General features: G+C 65.9%; 13 protein-coding genes. 8 read left to right on the forward strand and 5 right to left on the reverse strand.

Features of this window, described 5'->3' with window-relative positions; translation table 11 throughout:
• Positions 1–22: 22 nt before the first annotated feature.
• A complete protein-coding gene (locus tag VH326_RS00060) occupies positions 23–3130 on the forward strand; it encodes a TonB-dependent receptor plug domain-containing protein (RefSeq protein ID WP_329629749.1) in 3108 nt (1035 codons plus the stop codon).
• A gap of 92 nt (positions 3131–3222) precedes the next feature.
• Here VH326_RS00060 and clpB read toward each other — a convergent pair whose 3' ends face one another.
• On the reverse strand, positions 3223–5802 hold the full coding sequence (gene clpB, locus VH326_RS00065; protein ID WP_329629750.1) for an ATP-dependent chaperone ClpB: 2580 nt from the start codon (positions 5800–5802) through the stop codon (positions 3223–3225).
• Between the two features lie 118 nt (positions 5803–5920).
• Here clpB and VH326_RS00070 point away from each other — a divergent pair, with 118 nt between their 5' ends.
• The 5 genes from VH326_RS00070 to VH326_RS00090 all read left to right on the forward strand — a co-directional run bounded on the left by VH326_RS00070 (position 5921) and on the right by VH326_RS00090 (position 13970).
• Complete coding sequence (locus tag VH326_RS00070; RefSeq protein WP_329629751.1) at positions 5921–6475, forward strand: hypothetical protein; 555 nt, start codon at positions 5921–5923, stop codon at positions 6473–6475.
• Complete coding sequence (locus tag VH326_RS00075) at positions 6472–8604, forward strand: penicillin acylase family protein (protein WP_329629752.1); 2133 nt, start codon at positions 6472–6474, stop codon at positions 8602–8604. Before VH326_RS00070 ends, VH326_RS00075 begins: the two co-directional genes overlap by 4 nt.
• A gap of 78 nt (positions 8605–8682) precedes the next feature.
• Entirely contained in the window at positions 8683–11499 is a 2817-nt protein-coding gene (locus VH326_RS00080) for a pitrilysin family protein (RefSeq protein WP_329629753.1), read from the forward strand.
• Between the two features lie 19 nt (positions 11500–11518).
• A complete protein-coding gene (locus tag VH326_RS00085) occupies positions 11519–11821 on the forward strand; it encodes a hypothetical protein (RefSeq protein ID WP_329629754.1) in 303 nt (100 codons plus the stop codon).
• A 256-nt stretch (positions 11822–12077) separates the two neighbouring features.
• Entirely contained in the window at positions 12078–13970 is a 1893-nt protein-coding gene (locus VH326_RS00090; RefSeq protein WP_329629755.1) for a CocE/NonD family hydrolase, read from the forward strand.
• A 120-nt stretch (positions 13971–14090) separates the two neighbouring features.
• Here the strand turns inward: VH326_RS00090 and VH326_RS00095 are convergent, their stop codons facing one another.
• Positions 14091–15161 carry a 5-(carboxyamino)imidazole ribonucleotide synthase gene (locus VH326_RS00095; RefSeq protein ID WP_329629756.1) on the reverse strand — a complete coding sequence of 357 codons (1071 nt, stop codon included), beginning with the start codon at positions 15159–15161 and terminating at the stop codon, positions 14091–14093.
• Between the two features lie 31 nt (positions 15162–15192).
• Positions 15193–15672, reverse strand: a complete 480-nt coding sequence (gene purE, locus VH326_RS00100) for a 5-(carboxyamino)imidazole ribonucleotide mutase (protein ID WP_329629757.1) — start codon at positions 15670–15672, stop codon at positions 15193–15195.
• A gap of 71 nt (positions 15673–15743) precedes the next feature.
• Here purE and VH326_RS00105 point away from each other — a divergent pair, with 71 nt between their 5' ends.
• Positions 15744–16703 (forward strand): alpha/beta hydrolase, encoded by a 960-nt coding sequence (locus VH326_RS00105; RefSeq protein WP_329629758.1) that lies wholly within the window; start codon positions 15744–15746, stop codon positions 16701–16703.
• On the opposite strand, the gene VH326_RS00110 is transcribed toward VH326_RS00105, so the two are convergent.
• Together VH326_RS00110 and gpmA are read right to left on the reverse strand one after the other, a co-directional pair.
• On the reverse strand, positions 16700–16972 hold the full coding sequence (locus VH326_RS00110; RefSeq protein ID WP_329629759.1) for a DUF4242 domain-containing protein: 273 nt from the start codon (positions 16970–16972) through the stop codon (positions 16700–16702). The two genes, VH326_RS00105 and VH326_RS00110, sit on opposite strands and share 4 nt — an antisense overlap.
• Before the next feature lie 61 nt (positions 16973–17033).
• Positions 17034–17720, reverse strand: coding sequence for a 2,3-diphosphoglycerate-dependent phosphoglycerate mutase (gpmA, locus tag VH326_RS00115; protein WP_329629760.1), 687 nt, complete (start codon positions 17718–17720; stop codon positions 17034–17036).
• An 83-nt stretch (positions 17721–17803) separates the two neighbouring features.
• Between gpmA and VH326_RS00120 the strand changes: the two genes are divergently transcribed.
• The gene (locus tag VH326_RS00120) at positions 17804–18535 is read left to right on the forward strand and encodes a dienelactone hydrolase family protein (RefSeq protein ID WP_329629761.1); all 732 of its coding nucleotides are present in this window, start codon (positions 17804–17806) and stop codon (positions 18533–18535) included.
• The last annotated feature ends 325 nt before the right edge of the window (positions 18536–18860 follow it).

An 18860-nucleotide genomic window follows, 5' to 3' on the forward strand; every position in this document is an offset into this window, starting at 1 on the left:
GTCAAGCGAGGGAAACCGCTACGTGACCAAGAATTCGATTTTTTCGCGCTCGCTGCGTGACAGCACCGCGATCCGCGCGCTGACGCTGCTCGGCGCCGGCGCGATCGCCTCGGCGATGTACGCCACGCCGGCACTGGCGCAGGCGACGACTGCGACGCCGACTCCGGCGACGACGCCGACTCCCGATCAGGCCGACGCCCAGGCGGGTAAGGCCAACGACATCATCATCACGGGTTCGATTTCGCGCAACCCGGCCGCCGCAACCGCCTCGCCTGTCGTGACCACGACGGCGGCAGACCTGCAGAACCGCGGCGTCACCACCGTTGCCGACGCGCTCCAGCTGCTGACCGCCAACAACGCCGGCACCGCGCCGCCGAGCTGGTCGTCGTTCGGGTTCGCCACCGGTGCCTCGGCGCCGTCGCTGCGCGGCCTCAACGACGCCTACACGCTGACGCTGTTCAACGGCATGCGCACCGCCTTTTACCCGCTGGGTGACGACGGCTATCGCAACTTCGTCGACATCAACACCATCCCGATCTCGATCGTCGACCGCATCGACACGCTGCTCGACGGCGCGTCGGCGACCTATGGTTCGGATGCGATCGCCGGCGTGGTCAACGTCATCATCAAGCGCCAGATCACCGGCCTGCACCTCAACGGATCGGCCGCTATCTCGCAGCGCGGCGACGCCGGCGAGCGCCGCCTCTCCGCGACCGCGGGCTATGGCGACCTCGATCGTCAGGGCTTCAACGTCTACATCAACGGCGAGTATCAGAAGAGCGACCCGCTGCTCGTTCGCGACCGCGGCTATCCGTTCAACACCGCCGACCTGAGCCGGATCTGCGGCACTGCCGCAGAGGGCTGTTTGAACAACGGCATCCGCAACGGCATCCAGGCCGACAACAGCTTCCTAGGCTTCGCGTCGACCAGCGTTCCGTTCGTGCGGGCATACACCCCTGGGCTTGCGGCGGTCGGCACCCCCTATCAGCTGCTGAACCCGGGGCTCGGCTGTCAGAACCTTCCGGGGTACGCGCTGACCGCGGCCAATAACGCCGCAACCCTTACGCGGACCGGTGCGGGAATCGCGACGAGCACGCCCGCGACCGTCTGCCAGGAAGACTTGGTCAACGAATATCGCGCCTATAATTCGGACATCACCCGCAAGGGTCTGAACGCTCGTGCTACGTTCAAGCTAGGCTCGTTCGGCGAGGCCTATGTGATGGCCAACTATTACAACACAACGACCAAGGGGAACAACGCCGGTCCGCAGGGCTTCACGGGCTCGACGGCCGCTGGTGGTATCATCTCGACGGTCAGCGCGATCTTCCTGCCACAATATGTCTGCTCGGCAGGCACGTCGACGATCGTCGGCGGTAACCTAACGGCTACGGGTTGCACCGCCGCTAACGGCACGCTCAACCCGAACAACCCGTTCGCGGCGCAGGGTAACCTCGCTCGTCTGGTTGCGCTGCCGCAGGTGACGCGTTCGACGAACACCGACACCCGGACCTATCGCATCAGCGGCGGGCTCGACGGCTCGTTCGGCGATGGCTGGAACTTCAACCTCGCCGCGACGGCGTCGGAAGTTCAGCTGAAGACCCAGAACAATGGCTACATCTACCTTCAGGGCCTGATGAACGCGATTGCCCAGGGCACGTACAACTTCGTCGATCAGTCGCAGAACACCGCGGCGCAGATCGCCGCCGTGTTCCCGCAGAACAACAACAAGTCGACGTCGAAGCTGACCCAGATCCAGGCGACCTTGAATAAGGATCTGTTCAACCTGCCGGGCGGCGCGATCAACGTCGCCGTCACCGGTCAGTTCCGCTACGAAGCGATCCACAACCCCAGCGCCAACCCGGCCAACCTGACCAACCCGAATGCCCGTTACTTCGGCATCAATGCGGTCGGCGTGGACGGCAAGCGCCACGTCTGGTCGGCCGGCTACGAAGTCACCGCCCCGATCTTCAGCATGCTGAAGCTCAAGGCGGAAGGGTCGTACGACAGCTATTCGACCGGGCAGAGCCGCTTCTCGCCGAAGTTCGAGGCGGAGTTCAAGCCGATCGAGCAGATCAAGCTGCGCGGTACCTACGGCAAGGGCTTCCGTATTCCGAGCTTCGCCGAGTCGTTCTCGTTGCCGACGACGGGCTATGTGTCGTCATCGATCAACTGCGCCTCGCCAACGTATACCGCGTTCTGCGCGGCGCACGCGACCAACACGGCGTATTATCAGGGTGGGTACAGCTATGGCCTGACGTCGTCGGGTAACCCGAACCTGAAGCCGGAAGTGTCGACGTCGCTCACCGCCGGCATCGTGTTGCAGCCTATCAGCCGCGTCACGATCACGGTCGATTACTGGTCGACGAAGATCAAGAACGTGATCATCGGCGCGTCCGTGTCGGCGGCTGACATCGCCCAATACTATACCAATAACGGCGTTATCACCGCGCCGGGTATCACGGCGGTCAAGGGCGTTGCCGATCCGCAGAACCTCAATGCGCTGCCGTTGCTCGGCTTCGCGGTCGGTTCGTACAAGAATGCCGACTCGTTCCTCGCCAAGGGCATCGACTTCTCGGCGAGCGGGAAGTTCGACCTTACCAGCGGGATTCAGTGGCGGACCAACGCCAATGCGTCTTTGCTGCTCCGCCTTCAGCAGACGAACGAGGACGGGACGATCAACCGCTACGACAACTCGCTCGGCTCGTGCAACATCACGTCGTGCTCCGGTGCACCGAAATGGCGTGCCAGCTGGCAGAACACGCTGAACTTCGGCGACACGGCCAGCGTCAGCCTGACCGGCTATTACACCGCTGGGTTCTCGTCGGTGGCGACGGACTCGGGCGGCGTCTATGGCGACTGCGCGGCCAGCGCGCTGAACGGGCAGCAGGCCATCTACAACAACGGCGATCCGATCGAGTGTAAGTCGAAGTCGGTGTTCAACCTCGACGGCCACTTCGAGTTCTATGTCGGCAAGAAGTTCACCTTCTACGGCGACGTGCAGAACGTCCTCGACCGCAAGCCGTCGTACGATCCGAACGCCGCTTATGGCCTGTATCAGTTCAACCCGGCTTGGGCTGACCGTCTGTTCATCGGCCGTCTGTTCCGCTTCGGCGCGAAGGTCGACTTCTAAAGTCGATCCGAGGACCAAACAAATCGGGCCGCTCCTTCGGGAGCGGCCCTTTTTGTATTCGTAGCGATGGCGGCGCGCTCGGCCGCCCAAGGTCAGGTGACCGATAGCGTCAGCTTGCCGTCGCCCTCGTCGACCGCCACCGTCTGGCCGTCCTTGACGCCGCCCGACAGGATCAGGTCGGCGAGCGGGTCCTGCAAATAGCGTTGCACCGCACGTTTGAGCGGCCGCGCGCCGTACACCGGATCGTAGCCGACACGGCCCAGCCAATCGCGCGCCGCGGGCGTCAGATCGATATGGATCTTGCGTTCGGCCAGCAACCTGGCGACGCGCGCGACCTGGATATCGACGATCGGCGCCATCTCGCTTTGCCCGAGCCGATGGAACAGCACGATCTCGTCGAGCCGATTGAGGAATTCCGGGCGGAAGTGCGCGCGGACGATCTCCATCACTTGGCCCTCGACCGACGCCACGCTCTCACCCTCGCCGAGGCTCGACAGGAACTGACTGCCGAGGTTCGACGTCAGCACGATGATCGTGTTGGTGAAATCGACGGTGCGGCCCTGGCCATCGGTCAGCCGGCCGTCGTCGAGCACCTGGAGCAGCACGTTGAACACGTCGCCATGCGCCTTCTCGACCTCGTCGAACAAAACGACCTGGTACGGCCGACGACGAACCGCCTCGGTTAGGACGCCGCCTTCCTCGTAACCGACATAGCCTGGCGGGGCGCCGATCAGGCGCGCCACCGAATGCTTCTCCATGAACTCGCTCATGTCGATCCGGACCATCGCGGACGCATCGTCGAACAGGAATTCGGCGAGCGCCTTGGTCAATTCTGTCTTGCCGACCCCGGTCGGGCCGAGGAACAGGAAGCTGCCGAGCGGCCGGTTAGGATCCTGTAGCCCGGCGCGCGCGCGCCGCACCGCGGTCGATACCGCGCGCACCGCATCGGCCTGGCCGATCACGCGCTTGCCGAGCTCGGCCTCCATCGCGAGCAGTTTCTCGCGCTCGCCCTCCATCATCCGATCGACCGGAATGCCGGTCCAGCGGCTGACCACGCCGGCGATATCCTCGGCAGTGACTTCCTCGCGCAGCATCGCGCCCTTGGCCGCGCCGGCGGCGTCGGCGAGCTGCTTTTCCAGCTGTGGGATCGTGCCGTACGAAAGCTCGCCGGCCTTGGCGAGATCGCCCGAACGCTGCGCTTGGTCGAGTGCGATGCGGGCGGCGTCGAGCTGCTCCTTGAGCTTTGCTTCGGCGCCGATCTTGTCCTTCTCGGCCTGCCAGCGCTGCGTCAGTTCCGCCGACTGCTGCTCGAGATTGGCGAGCTCGCCCTCGAGGCTGGCGAGCCGGTCCCGCGACGCTGCGTCGCTCTCCTTCTTCAACGCCTCGCGCTCGATCTTGAGCTGGATGATCCGGCGGTCGAGATTCTCGATCTCCTCGGGCTTCGACTCGACTTCCATGCGGATGCGCGACGCCGCCTCGTCCATCAAGTCGATCGCCTTGTCGGGCAGGAAACGGTCGGTGATGTAGCGGTTCGACAAGGTCGCCGCCGACACCAACGCGCCGTCGGTGATCCGGACGCCGTGGTGCAGCTCGTATTTCTCCTTCAGGCCCCGCAGGATCGAGATCGTGTCCGCGACCGTCGGCTCGCCGACGAACACCGGCTGGAATCGCCGCTGCAGCGCCGGATCCTTCTCGACGTATTTGCGATATTCGTCGAGAGTCGTGGCGCCGACGCAATGCAGTTCGCCGCGCGCCAATGCCGGCTTGAGCAGGTTCGACGCGTCCATCGCGCCCTCGGTCTTCCCCGCGCCGATCAGCTGATGCATTTCGTCGATGAACAGGACGATGTCGCCCTCGGCGGCCTTGACCTCGTCGAGCACGCCCTTGAGCCGCTCCTCGAACTCGCCGCGATATTTGGCACCGGCGATCAGCGCGCCCATGTCGAGCGCCATCAGCCGCCGGTCCTTGAGCGTATCGGGCACGTCGCCATTGGCGATGCGGATCGCGAGCCCCTCGGCTATCGCGGTCTTGCCGACCCCGGGCTCGCCGATCAGCGCGGGGTTGTTCTTGGTGCGGCGCGCGAGGATCTGGATCGTGCGGCGGATTTCCTCGTCGCGACCGATCACGGGATCGAGCTTGCCGTCGCGCGCCACTTGCGTGAGGTCGCGCGCGAACTTCTTGAGCGCGTCGAACCGGTCCTCCGCGCCCGCGGTGTCGGCGGTGCGCCCGCCGCGGAGCGCATCGATCGCGGTGTTGAGACCTTCCGCCGTCACGCCCGCCGCCTTGAGCGCCTTGCCCGCGGCGGTGTTGAGGCTCAACGCGAGCGCGACCAGCAGCCGTTCGACCGTGACGTAGCTGTCGCCCGCCTTCGCCGCGATCTGCTCGGCCTGGTCGAGAACGCGGACCGAATCGTTATCGACGCCGGGCGATTGCTGCGCCCCCGATCCTGACACCGCAGGAATCTTGGACAGCGCCAGATCGGTCTCGCTCGCCGCGCGCTTGGTGTCGCCCCCGGCCGACTTGATCAGCCCGGCGGCCATGCCCTGCTCGTCGTCGAGCAATGCCTTCAGGATATGCTCGGGCGTGATCCGCTGATGGTTGAGCCGGATCGCGATCGTCTGCGCCGCCTGGAGAAAACCCTTGGCGCGGTCGGTGAATTTTTCGAGGTTCATCTACAGTCCCTGCTTGCCTGGGGTCGAGATAGTGTTGCACATTAGCAACACAAGGGGCGGCGTGGCTAATCGCGCTTCGCCGGTATAGGACGCGGCGAAACGAACGGAAGGGGCGGGGATGCTGCGCAAGATCGGATGGGGGCTGCTCGCCTCGAGCTTGCTCGGCGCCGGGGGTCCGCCTACCGCCGCCGGCGCCGCAGAGCGGCCCCGACCGCTTATCGTGCTTCGCCCGTCTACCGGCGCTTGCCTTCTGACCTGGGACGGCGCTGCCATCGACACTCGCGACATCCGGCGGCGAGCCCGCGCCTTGCCGCGCCCGCGCAAGGTTACGCTCACGATCGTCGGCAACGCACCCTATCGTTGCATCGGCGCTGTCATCTATATGCTGCAGGGCGCTCGAGCGGAGGTGACCTTCGATCCCCCGCTGCCATTGACAGCGGTGCGGATCACCGTCGAACCGGGGGCATGCCGTCCGACGATCGACGGCGTGGCTTATTCCCTGGACGCGTTCGGCGAACGCGCTAAGGCGTTGCGCCAACAAGAGGTGCATTTCCAGCCAAGCGCCGATGCCAGTTATTCCTGTGTCGATGCCGTGCTGGCCAGGATTCGTGAGGCGGGCATCTATAAATTGGGCTTCATCGGCAACGAATATGTGCCGGAGACACGCAAATGAGATGGCTCCGTCGGATCGGTCTGAGCGTTCTCGTCATTCTTGTGCTAGTCGCGATCTTCCTCGGCACGTGGGAACCGCTGACCGCCGCGCGCGCCGAGGCACCGCCGCCGCACACCTATGATGTGACCGTCGCGCGCGACACGTACGGGGTGCCGCATATCTTCGGCGGGACCGATCCCGACGTTGCGTACGGCATCGCCTATGCGCATGCCGAGGACGATTTCTCGACCTTGCAGGAAGTGCTGGCGATGACTCGCGGGCGGCTCGGCGCGATGACCGGGGGCGATGGCGCGAAGACCGATTTCGCGCTCCATTTCCTCGACGCGCGCGCGACGGTCGATCGCGATTACGACAAACAGCCCGCCGATGTCCGCGCGTTGCTCGATGGCTACGCCTCGGGGCTCAACAAATATGCCGAGCGTCACCCCGACGAAGTGCGGCTGGCGCGGCTGTTTCCGGTCGATGGCCGGGATGTCGCGACCGGGTTCGTGATGCGGTCGCCGTTCTTCTTCGGGCTCGACGCGACGCTCGGCGCGCTCGTGGGCGACAAGCCGCTCCCGCGCGAAACCGCGCCCGCTGAAGCCGCGCCCAACGTCACCCCGGTCGGACCGAACGGGCGGGAGAACGGATCGAACGCGTTCGTCATCGCGCCGAAGAAAACCAGCGACGGCGCGACCCGGATGGTGTCGAACTCGCACCAGCCATGGACCGGCGGCGTCGCCTGGTACGAGCTCGTCGTCCATTCGCGCACCGGCTGGAACTTCGCGGGTGCGACCTTCCCCGGCGCGCCGTATCCGCTACTCGGGCATAACGCGACGCTCGGCTGGACGAACACGGTCAACCGCCCCGATCTGATCGACACGTACAAGCTGACGCTCAACGATGCGGGGGATGCGTACCGCTTCGACGGGCAATGGCGGCCGCTCGAAAAGCGGCTCGTCTGGTTGCGCGTCAAGCTGTGGGGGCCATTCGTGCTGCCGGTCCCCAAATATGTCTATCGCGCGGTGCAAGGCCCGGTGATCGAGAACAAGTCCGGCGCCTACGCGATCCGCTATGGCGGCGCCGACCAGCTCAAGATGGTCGAGGAATATTACCGGCTCAATCGCGCGCGCGACTTCGGCGAGTGGCAGAAAGCGCTGGCGATCCAGGGGGTGCCGGCGACCAACTTCCTCTACGCCGACGCGGCCGGGCACATTGCCTATTTCTACAATGCGAGCTTTCCCAACCGAAAGCCCGGCTACGATTATCGCAAGCTGCTCCCCGGCGACACGTCGGCCGATTACGCGCCCGGCACGGTGCCGTGGCGCATGGTGCCGCGCAACGTCGATCCCACCTCGGGCTTCCTCGTCAACGCCAACTCGACGCCGTTCCTGTCCGCCGGACCGGGCAGCGAACTCAAGCCGAGCGACTGGTCGCCGCTGCTCGGGATCGAGACCGACACCACCAATCGCGACAACCGCGCGCTCCAGCTGATGCTCGCGACGCCGAAGATCGGTGCGGCCGAGATGGCGCGGATCAAGTTCGACACGGGCGTGGCGAAGACCGGCTGGACTGCCAAATGGTTCGGCGATCTGATGGCGGTCGATCCGAAGGGAGACGCGCTGATCGGCCAGGCGCAGGCGCTGCTCCGGCAATGGGACTGGACCGAGGACGGCAAGGGGGCGGCCGACTCGCTCGCCGACATCCTGATGCACGCCGGGCAGACATGGCATTACCAGCGCTTGCCCGAAGCCGATCCGCGTACCGAGTTGGTCGCGGCGGCGCGCTATCTCAAGCAGCATTTCGGCCGGCTCGATGTGCCGCTCGGCACGGTGCTCCGGTTGCGGCGCGGCAAGGTCGATCTGCCGCTGGACGGCGGCCCCGAGATCCTGCGCGCGGCCGCGAACTGGGACGAAGCGCCCGACGGGCGGCTGGTGGTCAAGCACGGCGACAGCTTCGTGATGTTCGTAACCTGGCTCAACGGCCATGTGTCGTCGCAGTCGATCCAGCCCTACGGCGCCGCCTCGACCCGCCCGAACTCTCCGCATTACGCCGACCAGGCAGCATTGTTCGTCCAGCATAGGCTCAAGCCAGTCTATTTCTATCCGGGCGACCTCAAGGGGCACATCGAGCGGGCATACCGTCCTTGACGTGAACGCGCTTGCCAGCGCCTTTTCAGCGTCTTAGCCATAAAGGACATCATCACTGTCCGAGTCTTTGGGGGTATCATGAACACCAAGCTTATCGCGCTGTCGGGCGCCGCCTTGCTCGCGGTCGCCGCGCCTGTCGCCTTTTCGCAAACCGCGCCCGCCGCCGCACCGGTCGCGGTTCTCGCGAAGGCGGTCGACATCCCCTACACGCAGTTCGTCCTCAAGAACGGCCTCCGAGTCATCGTCCATACCGACCACAAGGCGCCGGTCGTCGCGGTCAGCGTGTGGTACAATGTCGGGTCGAAGATGGAGCCCAAGGGCAAGACCGGCTTTGCGCACCTGTTCGAGCATCTGATGTTCAACGGCAGCGAGAACGCGCCCGGCGATTTCTTCGGGCCGCTGAAGGACGTCGGCGCGACCGATTACAACGGCACCACCTATTTCGACCGGACCAACTATTTCGAGACGGTGCCGACCCCGGCATTGGCGCGCGCGCTTTTCCTCGAAAGCGACCGCATGGGCTATCTGACTGGCGCGATCACGCAAGGCGTGCTCGACGAGCAACGCGGCGTCGTCCAGAACGAGAAGCGTCAGGACGACAACGAGCCCTATGGGCTCGTTCAGTACAAGCAGATCGAGGGGCTGTTCCCGCCGGGCCATCCGTACGGGCACACCACGATCGGTTCGATGGCCGACCTCGATTCGGCGAGCCTGGCCGACGTCAAGGAGTGGTTCCGGTCGCACTACGGCCCGAACAACGCGGTGCTCGTGCTGGCGGGCGACGTCGACGTGCCCACCGCGCGGCGGCTCGTCGAGAAATATTTCGGCGGTATCCCGGCGGGGCCGAAGACCGTGCTGCCGGTGGTGACGATCCCGACCTTGCCCGCGTCGAAGTTCGAGACGATCAAGGACCGGGTCGCGACGACGCGGATCACGCGCGCATGGAACGTGCCGGGGCTGAACGACCCGAACAATGTCGCGCTGGACGTTGCCGCCGGCGTGCTTGGCGGCGGGGCGAGCTCGCGGCTTTATCAGGCGCTGGTGCGCGGCGACCGGCTCGCCGTGCGCGTGCGCGCGAGCAACCAGAGCTTCAGCCAGATCGGCAAGTTCGAGATCAGCGTCGACGTGCGCCCCGGTGTGGATCCCGCTTTGGTCGACAAGAAGATCGACGCGATTCTGGCCGACTTCCTCGCCAAGGGGCCGACCGCCGACGAAGTCCAGCGCTATCAGGTGACGACGATCGCCAGCCGGATGAAAGGGCTCGAATCGGTCGGCGGGTTCGGCGGCAAGGCGGTCGCGCTGGCATCGGGCGCACTATTTTTGAACGACCCGGGCTTCTACAAGAAGCAATTGGCCGAGCTCGCCGCGGAAACCCCGGCGGCGGTCAAGGCGGAGGCCGACAAGTGGCTGAGCCGCCCGGTCTATGGGCTGACCATCGTCCCCGGCCCGCGCGACGCGTATGAAGAGGCGAAGGTTCCGCCCGCAACGGCCATCAAACCCGCTGCCGACGTGCCCGCCAAGGGCACGCGCGGGCCGTTGCCGGCGGCCGGATCGATCGCCAATTTGACGTTTCCGCGCGTCGAGCGAGCGCGCCTGTCGAACGGTATCCAGGTGATCTACGCACAACGCACAGCGACGCCGGTTACGCGAGTCTCGCTCGATTTCGACGCCGGCATCGCCGCCGACGATCCCAAGGCTCTGGGCACGCAGACGCTGACGCTGTCGTCGATGCTGGCCGGAACCGCCAGCCTCGACGCGCTGCAGTTGAGCCAGGCGCGCGAACGGCTCGGCGCCGGGATCGGCGCCGGCGCGGATACCGACCGCACGTCGGTCTATATCGACTTGCCGAGCGCCAACCTGCGGCCGGGCATGGCGTTGCTCGCCGACGTCGTGCGCCACCCGGTGTTCCCGGCGGGCGAGGTCGAACGGATCCGCAATCAGCAATTGGCGGCGATCGGCAGCGAGCTGAGCAATGCCAACGCGCTCGCCTCGCGCGCGATCATGCCGTTGGTCTACGGCCCACAATCGCCCTATGCCAAGGCGATGGGGAATGGCGACCTGAACGCGCTCGCCAAAGTCGATCGCGAAGATCTGATCGCGTTCCGCCAGGCCTGGTTCCGGCCCGACAAAGCGACGATCTTCGTCGTCAGCGATCGCCCGCTGGCGGAGGTTCGTTCTGCGCTCGAGTCGGCGCTCGGCGACTGGACGATGGACGGCAAGCCGGGGGTCAAGGGCGACCTGGCGACGATCGCGCCGGCGAGTCCGCGGATCGTGCTGGTCGACCGGCCGGACTCGCCGCAATCGGTGATCTTCGCCGGCATCCCGACGGCGCTCAAAGGTACCGACGATCTGGTGCCGATGGAGATCGCCAACGACGGGCTGGGCGGCGGCTTTCTTGGTCGGCTCAACATGGACCTGCGCGAGGCGAAGCACTGGTCCTATGGCGCGGGCGCCGGGTTGCAGACCACGCGCGGCGCGACGCCGTATCTCGCCTACACTTCGGTACAGGCCGATCGCACGGGCGATTCGATCGTCGCGATGACCGGTGACATCGCCGATTATGTCGGCGCCCGGCCGATGACTCAGGTCGAGTACGATCATGCCGTCTATGGCGCGATCCGCGAGCTGCCGGGGAGTTACGAGACGTCGAACGCGGTGCTCGGCGCGATGGAGCAGAACGAAGCTTATGGGCGGCCCGACGATTACCAGTCGACCCTCGCCAGCCGCTATCGGGCGCTGACGCTGGCGCAGTTGCGCCAGGTGATGCGCAGTACGCTCGACCCCAAAAAGATCGTCTGGGTCGTGGTCGGCGATGCCAAGACGGTGCGGGCGCAGCTTGACAAGACGGGGCTGCCTGTCGAGGTCGTACCCGCGGCGTCGCTCGGCAGCCGCTGACGAGATTCTTGGGAGAGAAATGATGGCAGTCGACGGCACCTACGAAACGGTCGTGAAGTCGCCGATGGGCGACCAGAAGGCGACGCTGACGGTGAACAGCAACGGCGATACCTGGACCGGCACCCAGGCCGGCGCGATGGGATCGACCGAGATCACCGACGGCAAGGTCAACGGCAACACGCTGACCTGGTCGGTCGGCATCACCGTGCCGATGCCGATGACGCTGACCAACGAAGCGACGGTCGACGGCGAGACGATCACGGGCACCGTCACCGCAGGCGCGTTCGGCAGCTTTCCGCTCACGGGTACGCGCGTCGGCTGACGACCAGGTCCCTCCCCGGGACGGGGAGGGGAACGATCGCGCAGCGATGGTGGAGGGGGCGGGCCTCTCTAGTGGTGCGCTTGGGGGGAGCCCCCCTCCGTCGCGCTGCGCGCGCCACCTCCCCGTGAACGGGGAGGATCGAGAGAAGCGTCCTATTGGCTGGAAAAAGGCCCGCCCCCAAATGGCGGGCCTTTTTCGTTGCGCATGCGGCGACTCCGCGCCACCATCCGCCCACACTGAAAACGGGGAGTGGCGTATGCGCTGGCGGCTGGCATTGGCGATCGGGTTGGCGGTGTTCGCCGCATCGAGCGGCACCGCGCAAACCTATGACGACCGCCCGGCCAAGCTGGTCGCCCCCAATTACGGCTTCAACTACGAGCGCCGCACGATCGAGATCCCGATGCGCGACGGGGTCAACCTCCACACCGTCGTCCTGATCCCGAAGGGCGCGCATGACGCGCCGATCCTGCTGACGCGCACGCCGTACAATGCCGACGGGCTGACCACCAACCGCAAGAGCGGCGACTTGGCCACCTCGCTCTACGGTTACGACAACGCCACCGACGTGATCGTCGAGGGCGGCTATATCCGGGTCATCCAGGACGTTCGCGGCAAATACGGGTCGGGCGGGACGTTCGTGATGAACCGCGCTTTGGTCGGCACGGCCGAGAACCCGACCAAGGTCGACGACGCCACCGATTGCTACGACACGATCGACTGGCTGGTGAAGAACTTGCCCCAATCGAACGGCAAGGTCGGCATCCTGGGCATCAGCTATGACGGCTACGAGCCGCTCGCGGCGCTGGTGAACCCGCACCCCGCGCTCAAGGTGTCGGTGCCGATGAACCCGATGGTCGACGGCTGGATGGGCGACGACTGGTTCCACAACGGCGCGTTCCGCCAGATGAACATGGATTACGTCTGGGAGCAGGAAGCGACCCGCGACAACAGCGCGCCGTGGATCAGCTCGAGCGACGATGTCTACGATTTCTATATGCGCGCGGGTTCGGCGGGCGAGCTCGGCAAGCGGATGGGGCTCGACCAGATCGGCTTCTGGCGCAGCCTGACCGCGCATCCCGCCTACGACCAGTTCTGGCAGGACCGTGCGATGGACGCGTATCTCTCCAAGCGGCCGCTCAAGGTGCCGGTGATGTTGGTCCATTCGTTGTGGGACCAGGAGGACAGCTACGGCGCGTTGGCGGTCTATCGCGCGCTCGAGCCCAAGGATTCGGGCAACGACATGGTCTATCTGACGATGGGGCCGTGGCACCATGGGCAGGAGATCGAAGACGCCAGCGCGCTCGGCGAGATGCGCTGGGGGCAGGATACCGGCACCTGGTGGCGCCGGCACGTGCTCGCGCCGTTCCTGGCGCATTACTTGAAAGGCACGCCGATGGATGTCGCGCCGGTGACCGCGTTCGAAAGCGGCACCAACGAGTGGCGGCGCTTCCAGGCGTGGCTTGGGGGCGGCGACGGCGCGAAGCTGTACCTCAAGCCTGGCATGGCGCTCGGCTTCGACGCGGCGGCGGGCGGCGAGGAGACGGCGGATTACGTCTCCGACCCGGCGCATCCGGTGCTGTTCCGCAACCGCCCGGTGATGGCGATCGGATACGACAACAATCCGTGGCCCAACTGGCTCGCCGACGATCAGCGCGCGGTGTCGAGCCGCCCCGACGTGCTGACCTTCACCAGCGACGTGCTCACGCAGCCGCTCAAGATTTCAGGGCGGCCGATGGTCAATCTGACCGCGTCGACCAGCGGCACCGACAGTGACTGGGTGGTCAAGCTGATCGACGTCTGGCCCGACCAGGTGCCCGGTCGACCGGGGTTCGGCGGGTATCAGTTCGCGGTGGGCATGGACATTTTCCGCGGCCGCTATCGCGAGGGGTTCACGGTGGCCAAGCCGCTGACGCCGAACGCGCCGCTCAAATACAGCTTTGCGCTACCGGCGGCGAACCACATCTTCCTGCCCGGCCATCGGATCATGGTGCAGGTGCAGTCGAGCTGGTTCCCGCTCTACGATCGCAATCCGCAGAGCTTCGTTCAGAACATCTTCTTCGCCCAGCCGGGGGATTACGTGAAAGCGACGCAGAAGGTGTGGGTGTCGGGGCCGAACGCGAGCTACATCGCGTTGCCGGTGGTGAAATAGGGCGGGGCGCCAGCCCAACCCAGAAAACGTCACCCCGGCCTCGTGCCGGGGTCGGCCGCTCCATTCGCGAGACGCTCGATTGTGGCACTGCGGATGCCGGGACAAGCCCGGCATGACGGACTAGAGGGAGCGCTTGAGCCGAGTCACATGCCCCATCTTCCGGCCCGGCCGAGCGCCATTCTTGCCGTAGAGGTGCAAGTGCGCGCCGGGCTCGGCGAGGATCGCGGCCCAATCGTCGTCGGCGTCGCCGATCAAATTCTCCATCACGACCTCGGGGGCGGTCAGCGCAGTGTCGCCGAGGGGAAGGCCGCAGATCGCGCGGATATGGTTCTCGAACTGGCTCGCGACCGCGCCCTCGATCGTCCAATGCCCCGAATTGTGCACCCGCGGCGCCATTTCGTTGAGCACCGGGCCGTCGCTGCACGCGAAGAACTCGCACGCCAGCACCCCGACATAATCGAGCGCATCGGCGATCCGCCCGGTCAGCGCGGCGGCGACGCCCCATTGGCTGGCGATCTCCGCCGGCGCCGGGAGCGACGAGCGCGCGAGGATGCCCTCGACATGCTCGTTCCATGGCGGCGGATAGCTGACCATCGCGCCGTCGGCACCGCGTGCGAGAATGATCGAGAATTCGTGGGTGAAGTCGACGAAACCTTCGAGGATTGCCGGGCGTCGGCCGATCGCGTCCCACGCCGCTTGCGCGCCGCTAGCGTCCGCGATCCGTACCTGTCCCTTGCCGTCATAGCCGAGCCGGAGCGTCTTGAGGATCGCGGGCGCGCCGATCTCGCCCAATGCCGCCGTCAACTCGTCGAGCGTTGCGACCCGCCGCCAGGGCGCCGTGCGCCCGTCGATCGATTCGACGAACGCCTTCTCGCTCGCGCGGTCCTGCGCGACCGCCAGCGCATGCGGGTTCGGGTGCACCGGCACATGCCGCGCGAGATATTCGACCGGCTCGACCGCGATATTCTCGAACTCGTAGGTCACCACGTCGCAGCGCGCCGCCATTTCGTCGAGCACGATGCGGCTGTGGTAATCGGCGCGCGTGAAGCTCGAAGCGGTCTGCGCCGCGACGCTCTCGGCGTCGGGGGCGAGGATGTGGGTGCGATAGCCGAGCTCGGCCGCCGCTGACGCCAGCATGCGTCCGAGCTGCCCGCCGCCGAGGATGCCGATCGTGGAGCCGGGGGGGAGCATCGTCACATGCCCAGAGAGGGTAGGACCGAGTTCATTCCGGATCGACCGCGACGCTCTCGGTCTGTTCCGCGCGCCAGGCCTTGAGCCGCTCCGCCAGCGCATCGTCGCTCGTCGCGAGGATCGCCGCCGCGAGCAACCCCGCATTGATCGCCCCCGGCTTGCCGATCGCCAGTGTCCCGACCGGCACCCCGCCGGGCATCTGGACGATCGAATAGAGGCTGTCGGCGCCCTTCAATGCTTTCGACTCCACGGGCACGCCGAGCACCGGCAAGTGCGTCATCGACGCCGCCATGCCCGGCAAATGCGCCGCGCCGCCCGCGCCCGCGATGATCACCTTGAGCCCGCGATCCGCCGCGCTCGTCGCATAATCGTACAGTCTTTGCGGGGTGCGGTGCGCCGACACCACCTTGGTTTCATGCGGCACGCCGAGTTCGTCGAGCTTGTCGGCGGCATGGCGCATCGTCTCCCAATCGGAGGTGCTGCCCATGATGATGCCGACCAAAGGTTGCATCGCGGCGGGGTAGCGGGGGAGCGCGAGCAGGGCAACTGGCGCGCGCGGGCGCAACGCCGTAGAATACCGCCATGAGCGAAGAGAAATCGAACACCACGCGCAACGGCGCGCTGATCGGGCTGGCGGCGATCGTCGCCGTCGCAGGATCGAGCGTCGCGATCGCCCGCGCGGTTCGCGCCAAGGTCGATCGCGGGCGGCGCGACCGCGGGCTGTCGTTCGGCACGGCGCGCGTGCACGGCGCGGTGCTCCACTTCGCGCGGAGCGGGCGCGGGCCGGCGCTGATCCTGCTCCACGGCTTCCCGCAGGATTGGAGCGAGTGGCGCCCGATCATCGCTCGGCTGGCGCGGCGCTTCACGGTCGTCGCGGTCGACTTGCGTGGGATCGGCCAATCGACCGCAGGGTCCGCGCGGTTCGACGCGGCGACGATGGCGGCGGACGTCCATGGGCTGGCGAGCGCGCTCAAGCTCGAGCGGCCTTACGTCGTCGGACACGACATCGGCGGGATGGTTGCGCACGCCTATGCGCGGCTGTTTCCGGACGATCTGCGCGGCGCGATGATCCTCGACGTGGCGCTGCCGGGGCTCGACGGCTGGGACGAGGCGATCGGCGAACCGGGGGCGTGGCACGTCGGGTTCCTGCAGACCCCCGACCTTCCCGAAACGCTGGCCGCCGGGCGGCAGGACCTGCTGCTCAACTATTTCCTGCGGATGGGCCGGCACAGTTCGGCGCAGATGGACGAATCGCTCAAGGCCTATGCGTCGGCGGCGCAATTCCACGCCGCGTGCGAGATGTACCGCGCCTTCCCCGCGAACGCCGAGTTCGGTCGCGAGCAGCGGGGGGCGAACGACGTGCCGATCGTTTACGGCACCGGCGACGGCTCACCCTTTGCCGGCCTCGCCGATCGCATCGTCGCGGCACTCAAGGGCAGCGGCTTCGCCAACGTCACCCGCGCGACCGTGCCCGACGCGGTACATTATCTGGTAGCCGACAACCCGGACGCGACCGCCGCGCTGATCGAGCAATACGCTTAGTCCGCAGTCGTCGGATCGATCACCGTGCGCACTTCCGCGACCGAGTTGGCGGGAAAGCCCGCGGTTTCGGCGTGCTGCTTGATCAGGTCGGCCGACGGCGCGCGGTAGATGCAATAGATCTTGTCGTCGGTGACGTAGCTATGGACCCACTGGATGTCCGGGCCGAGGTCGCGCAGCACGCTGCATGAAGTCTGTGAGGCGCCCTTCAAATCGGCTGCGCTGGCGCCGCCGATACCCGGCATGTCCCGTTCGATGACGAATTGCTGCATTGGCACATCTCCCTTGGCTGAAGGTGCGCCGCGGGTCGGCCACGCGTCTAGGACGAAAGCGTCACCGCTCACTAAGGTAATAACGATCGGTCGCATTCAGCGCATCGTCGAGCTCGTAGACGATCGGCTGTCCGGTCGGGATTTCGAGGCTGGTGATCTCGTCGTCGGGAATGTCCGACAGGTGCTTGACCAAAGCGCGGAGCGAATTGCCGTGCGCTGAGATCAGCACGCGCCGGCCATCGCTCAGCGCCGGCGCGATCCGCCCCTCCCAATAGGGCAGCACGCGCGCGATCGTATCCTTGAGGCTCTCGGTCGCGGGGATCGCGATCCCGGCATAGCGGCGATCGCTGCTCAGATCGTACGCGCTGCCCGCCGCCAGCGGCGGCGGCGGGATGTCGAAGCTTCGGCGCCAGATATGCACCTGCTCGTCGCCATGCTTCGCCGCGGTCTCGGCCTTGTCGAGCCCGGTCAGCCCGCCATAATGCCGCTCGTTGAGCCGCCAGTCCTTCTCGACCGGCAGCCATAGCCGTCCCATCGCCTCCAGCGCGATATTCAGCGTCTTGATCGCGCGCGTCTGGAGCGAGGTGAAGCATTGATCGAAGTCTAGGTCCTTCGCCGCCATCAGCTCGCCCGCCGCCTTCGCCTCGGCCGCCCCCTTTTCCGTGACGTCGACGTCCCACCAGCCGGTGAAGCGGTTCTCCAAATTCCACGCAGACTGGCCGTGGCGGATCAGGACGAGGCTGGGCATCGGGCACTCCTTGCGGGCGGATCGCCGGCTCTGTAGCGATTGCGGCGACGACATCAAACCTTGGGCAAGACCGGGAGAGAGCCATGGCGATCGTGCGGCAGACAATGGTGTATGACGGCCCCGGCGGCCCGTTCGAAGGCGTGTTCGCCTATGACGACGAGGTCGAGACCGCGCGCCCCGGCGTGCTGGTCGTCCCCAATGTGCTGGGGCAAAAGGAAGCCGACAATGTGACGGCGGAGAGCCTCGCCAAGCTCGGCTATGTCGGGTTCGCGTGCGACGTTTACGGCCAGGGCAAGCGCACCGATTTCGATTCGCCCAATCCGGCGGAGTATATGATTGCGCTCAACGCCGACCGCGCGTTGCTCCGCGACCGGCTCAAGGCGTCGCTCGACACGCTCAGGGGCTTCGCGTTCGTCGATCCGGAGAGGACTGCGGCGTACGGCTACTGCTTCGGCGGCAAGTGCGTCCTCGACATGGCGCGGGCCGGGCTCAATGTGCTCGGCGTGGTCAGCTTCCACGGCGTCTACGACAAGCCCGACTATGACACGGTCGCGCCGATTAAGGCCAAGGTGCTGGTCTGCCACGGCTGGGAAGACCCGATCGCCCCGCCCGACGTGATGGTCGGGCTCGGCAAGGAACTGACCGAAGTGCAAGCCGACTGGCAAATCCACGCCTACGGCAATGCCGGCCACGCCTTCACCGACATGGATCGCAAAGGCGGCGCGAACACGCGCCCCGGGGTCGCGTACGAGGAGCGCGCGGATCGGCGGAGTTGGGAGGCGGGGAGGGATTTTCTGGCTGAAGTGTTCAAGTAAACCAGAAATTCGAACTAGGGTGAATGCGATTGCTCGGCAGCCAACTGATTATCAGTTTCAAACGTCATTAGCGGTTTTCCAAAGTGGCGCTCCATATCCCGGTTGTACTGCTTGATCGCTGAGTCGCCCTCGCGAGATTTTCAGTACTCAGGGCCATCACTCCATCAAGAAGGGAGTCTAGCATAATAGCGTAAGGCAAGACCTTGGTTTTCTGATCTGCGGTCAACTCGTGAGTGAACCTTAGACCCTGATTAGCGACAGGTGGCGGCATCAACTCAAATAGAGCCTCATGTCGAATTTTATATTGGTTCATTGCGTACACAAT

The sequence above is a fragment of the Sphingomonas sp. genome, assembly GCF_036269755.1.
Lineage (GTDB): Bacteria > Pseudomonadota > Alphaproteobacteria > Sphingomonadales > Sphingomonadaceae > Sphingomonas.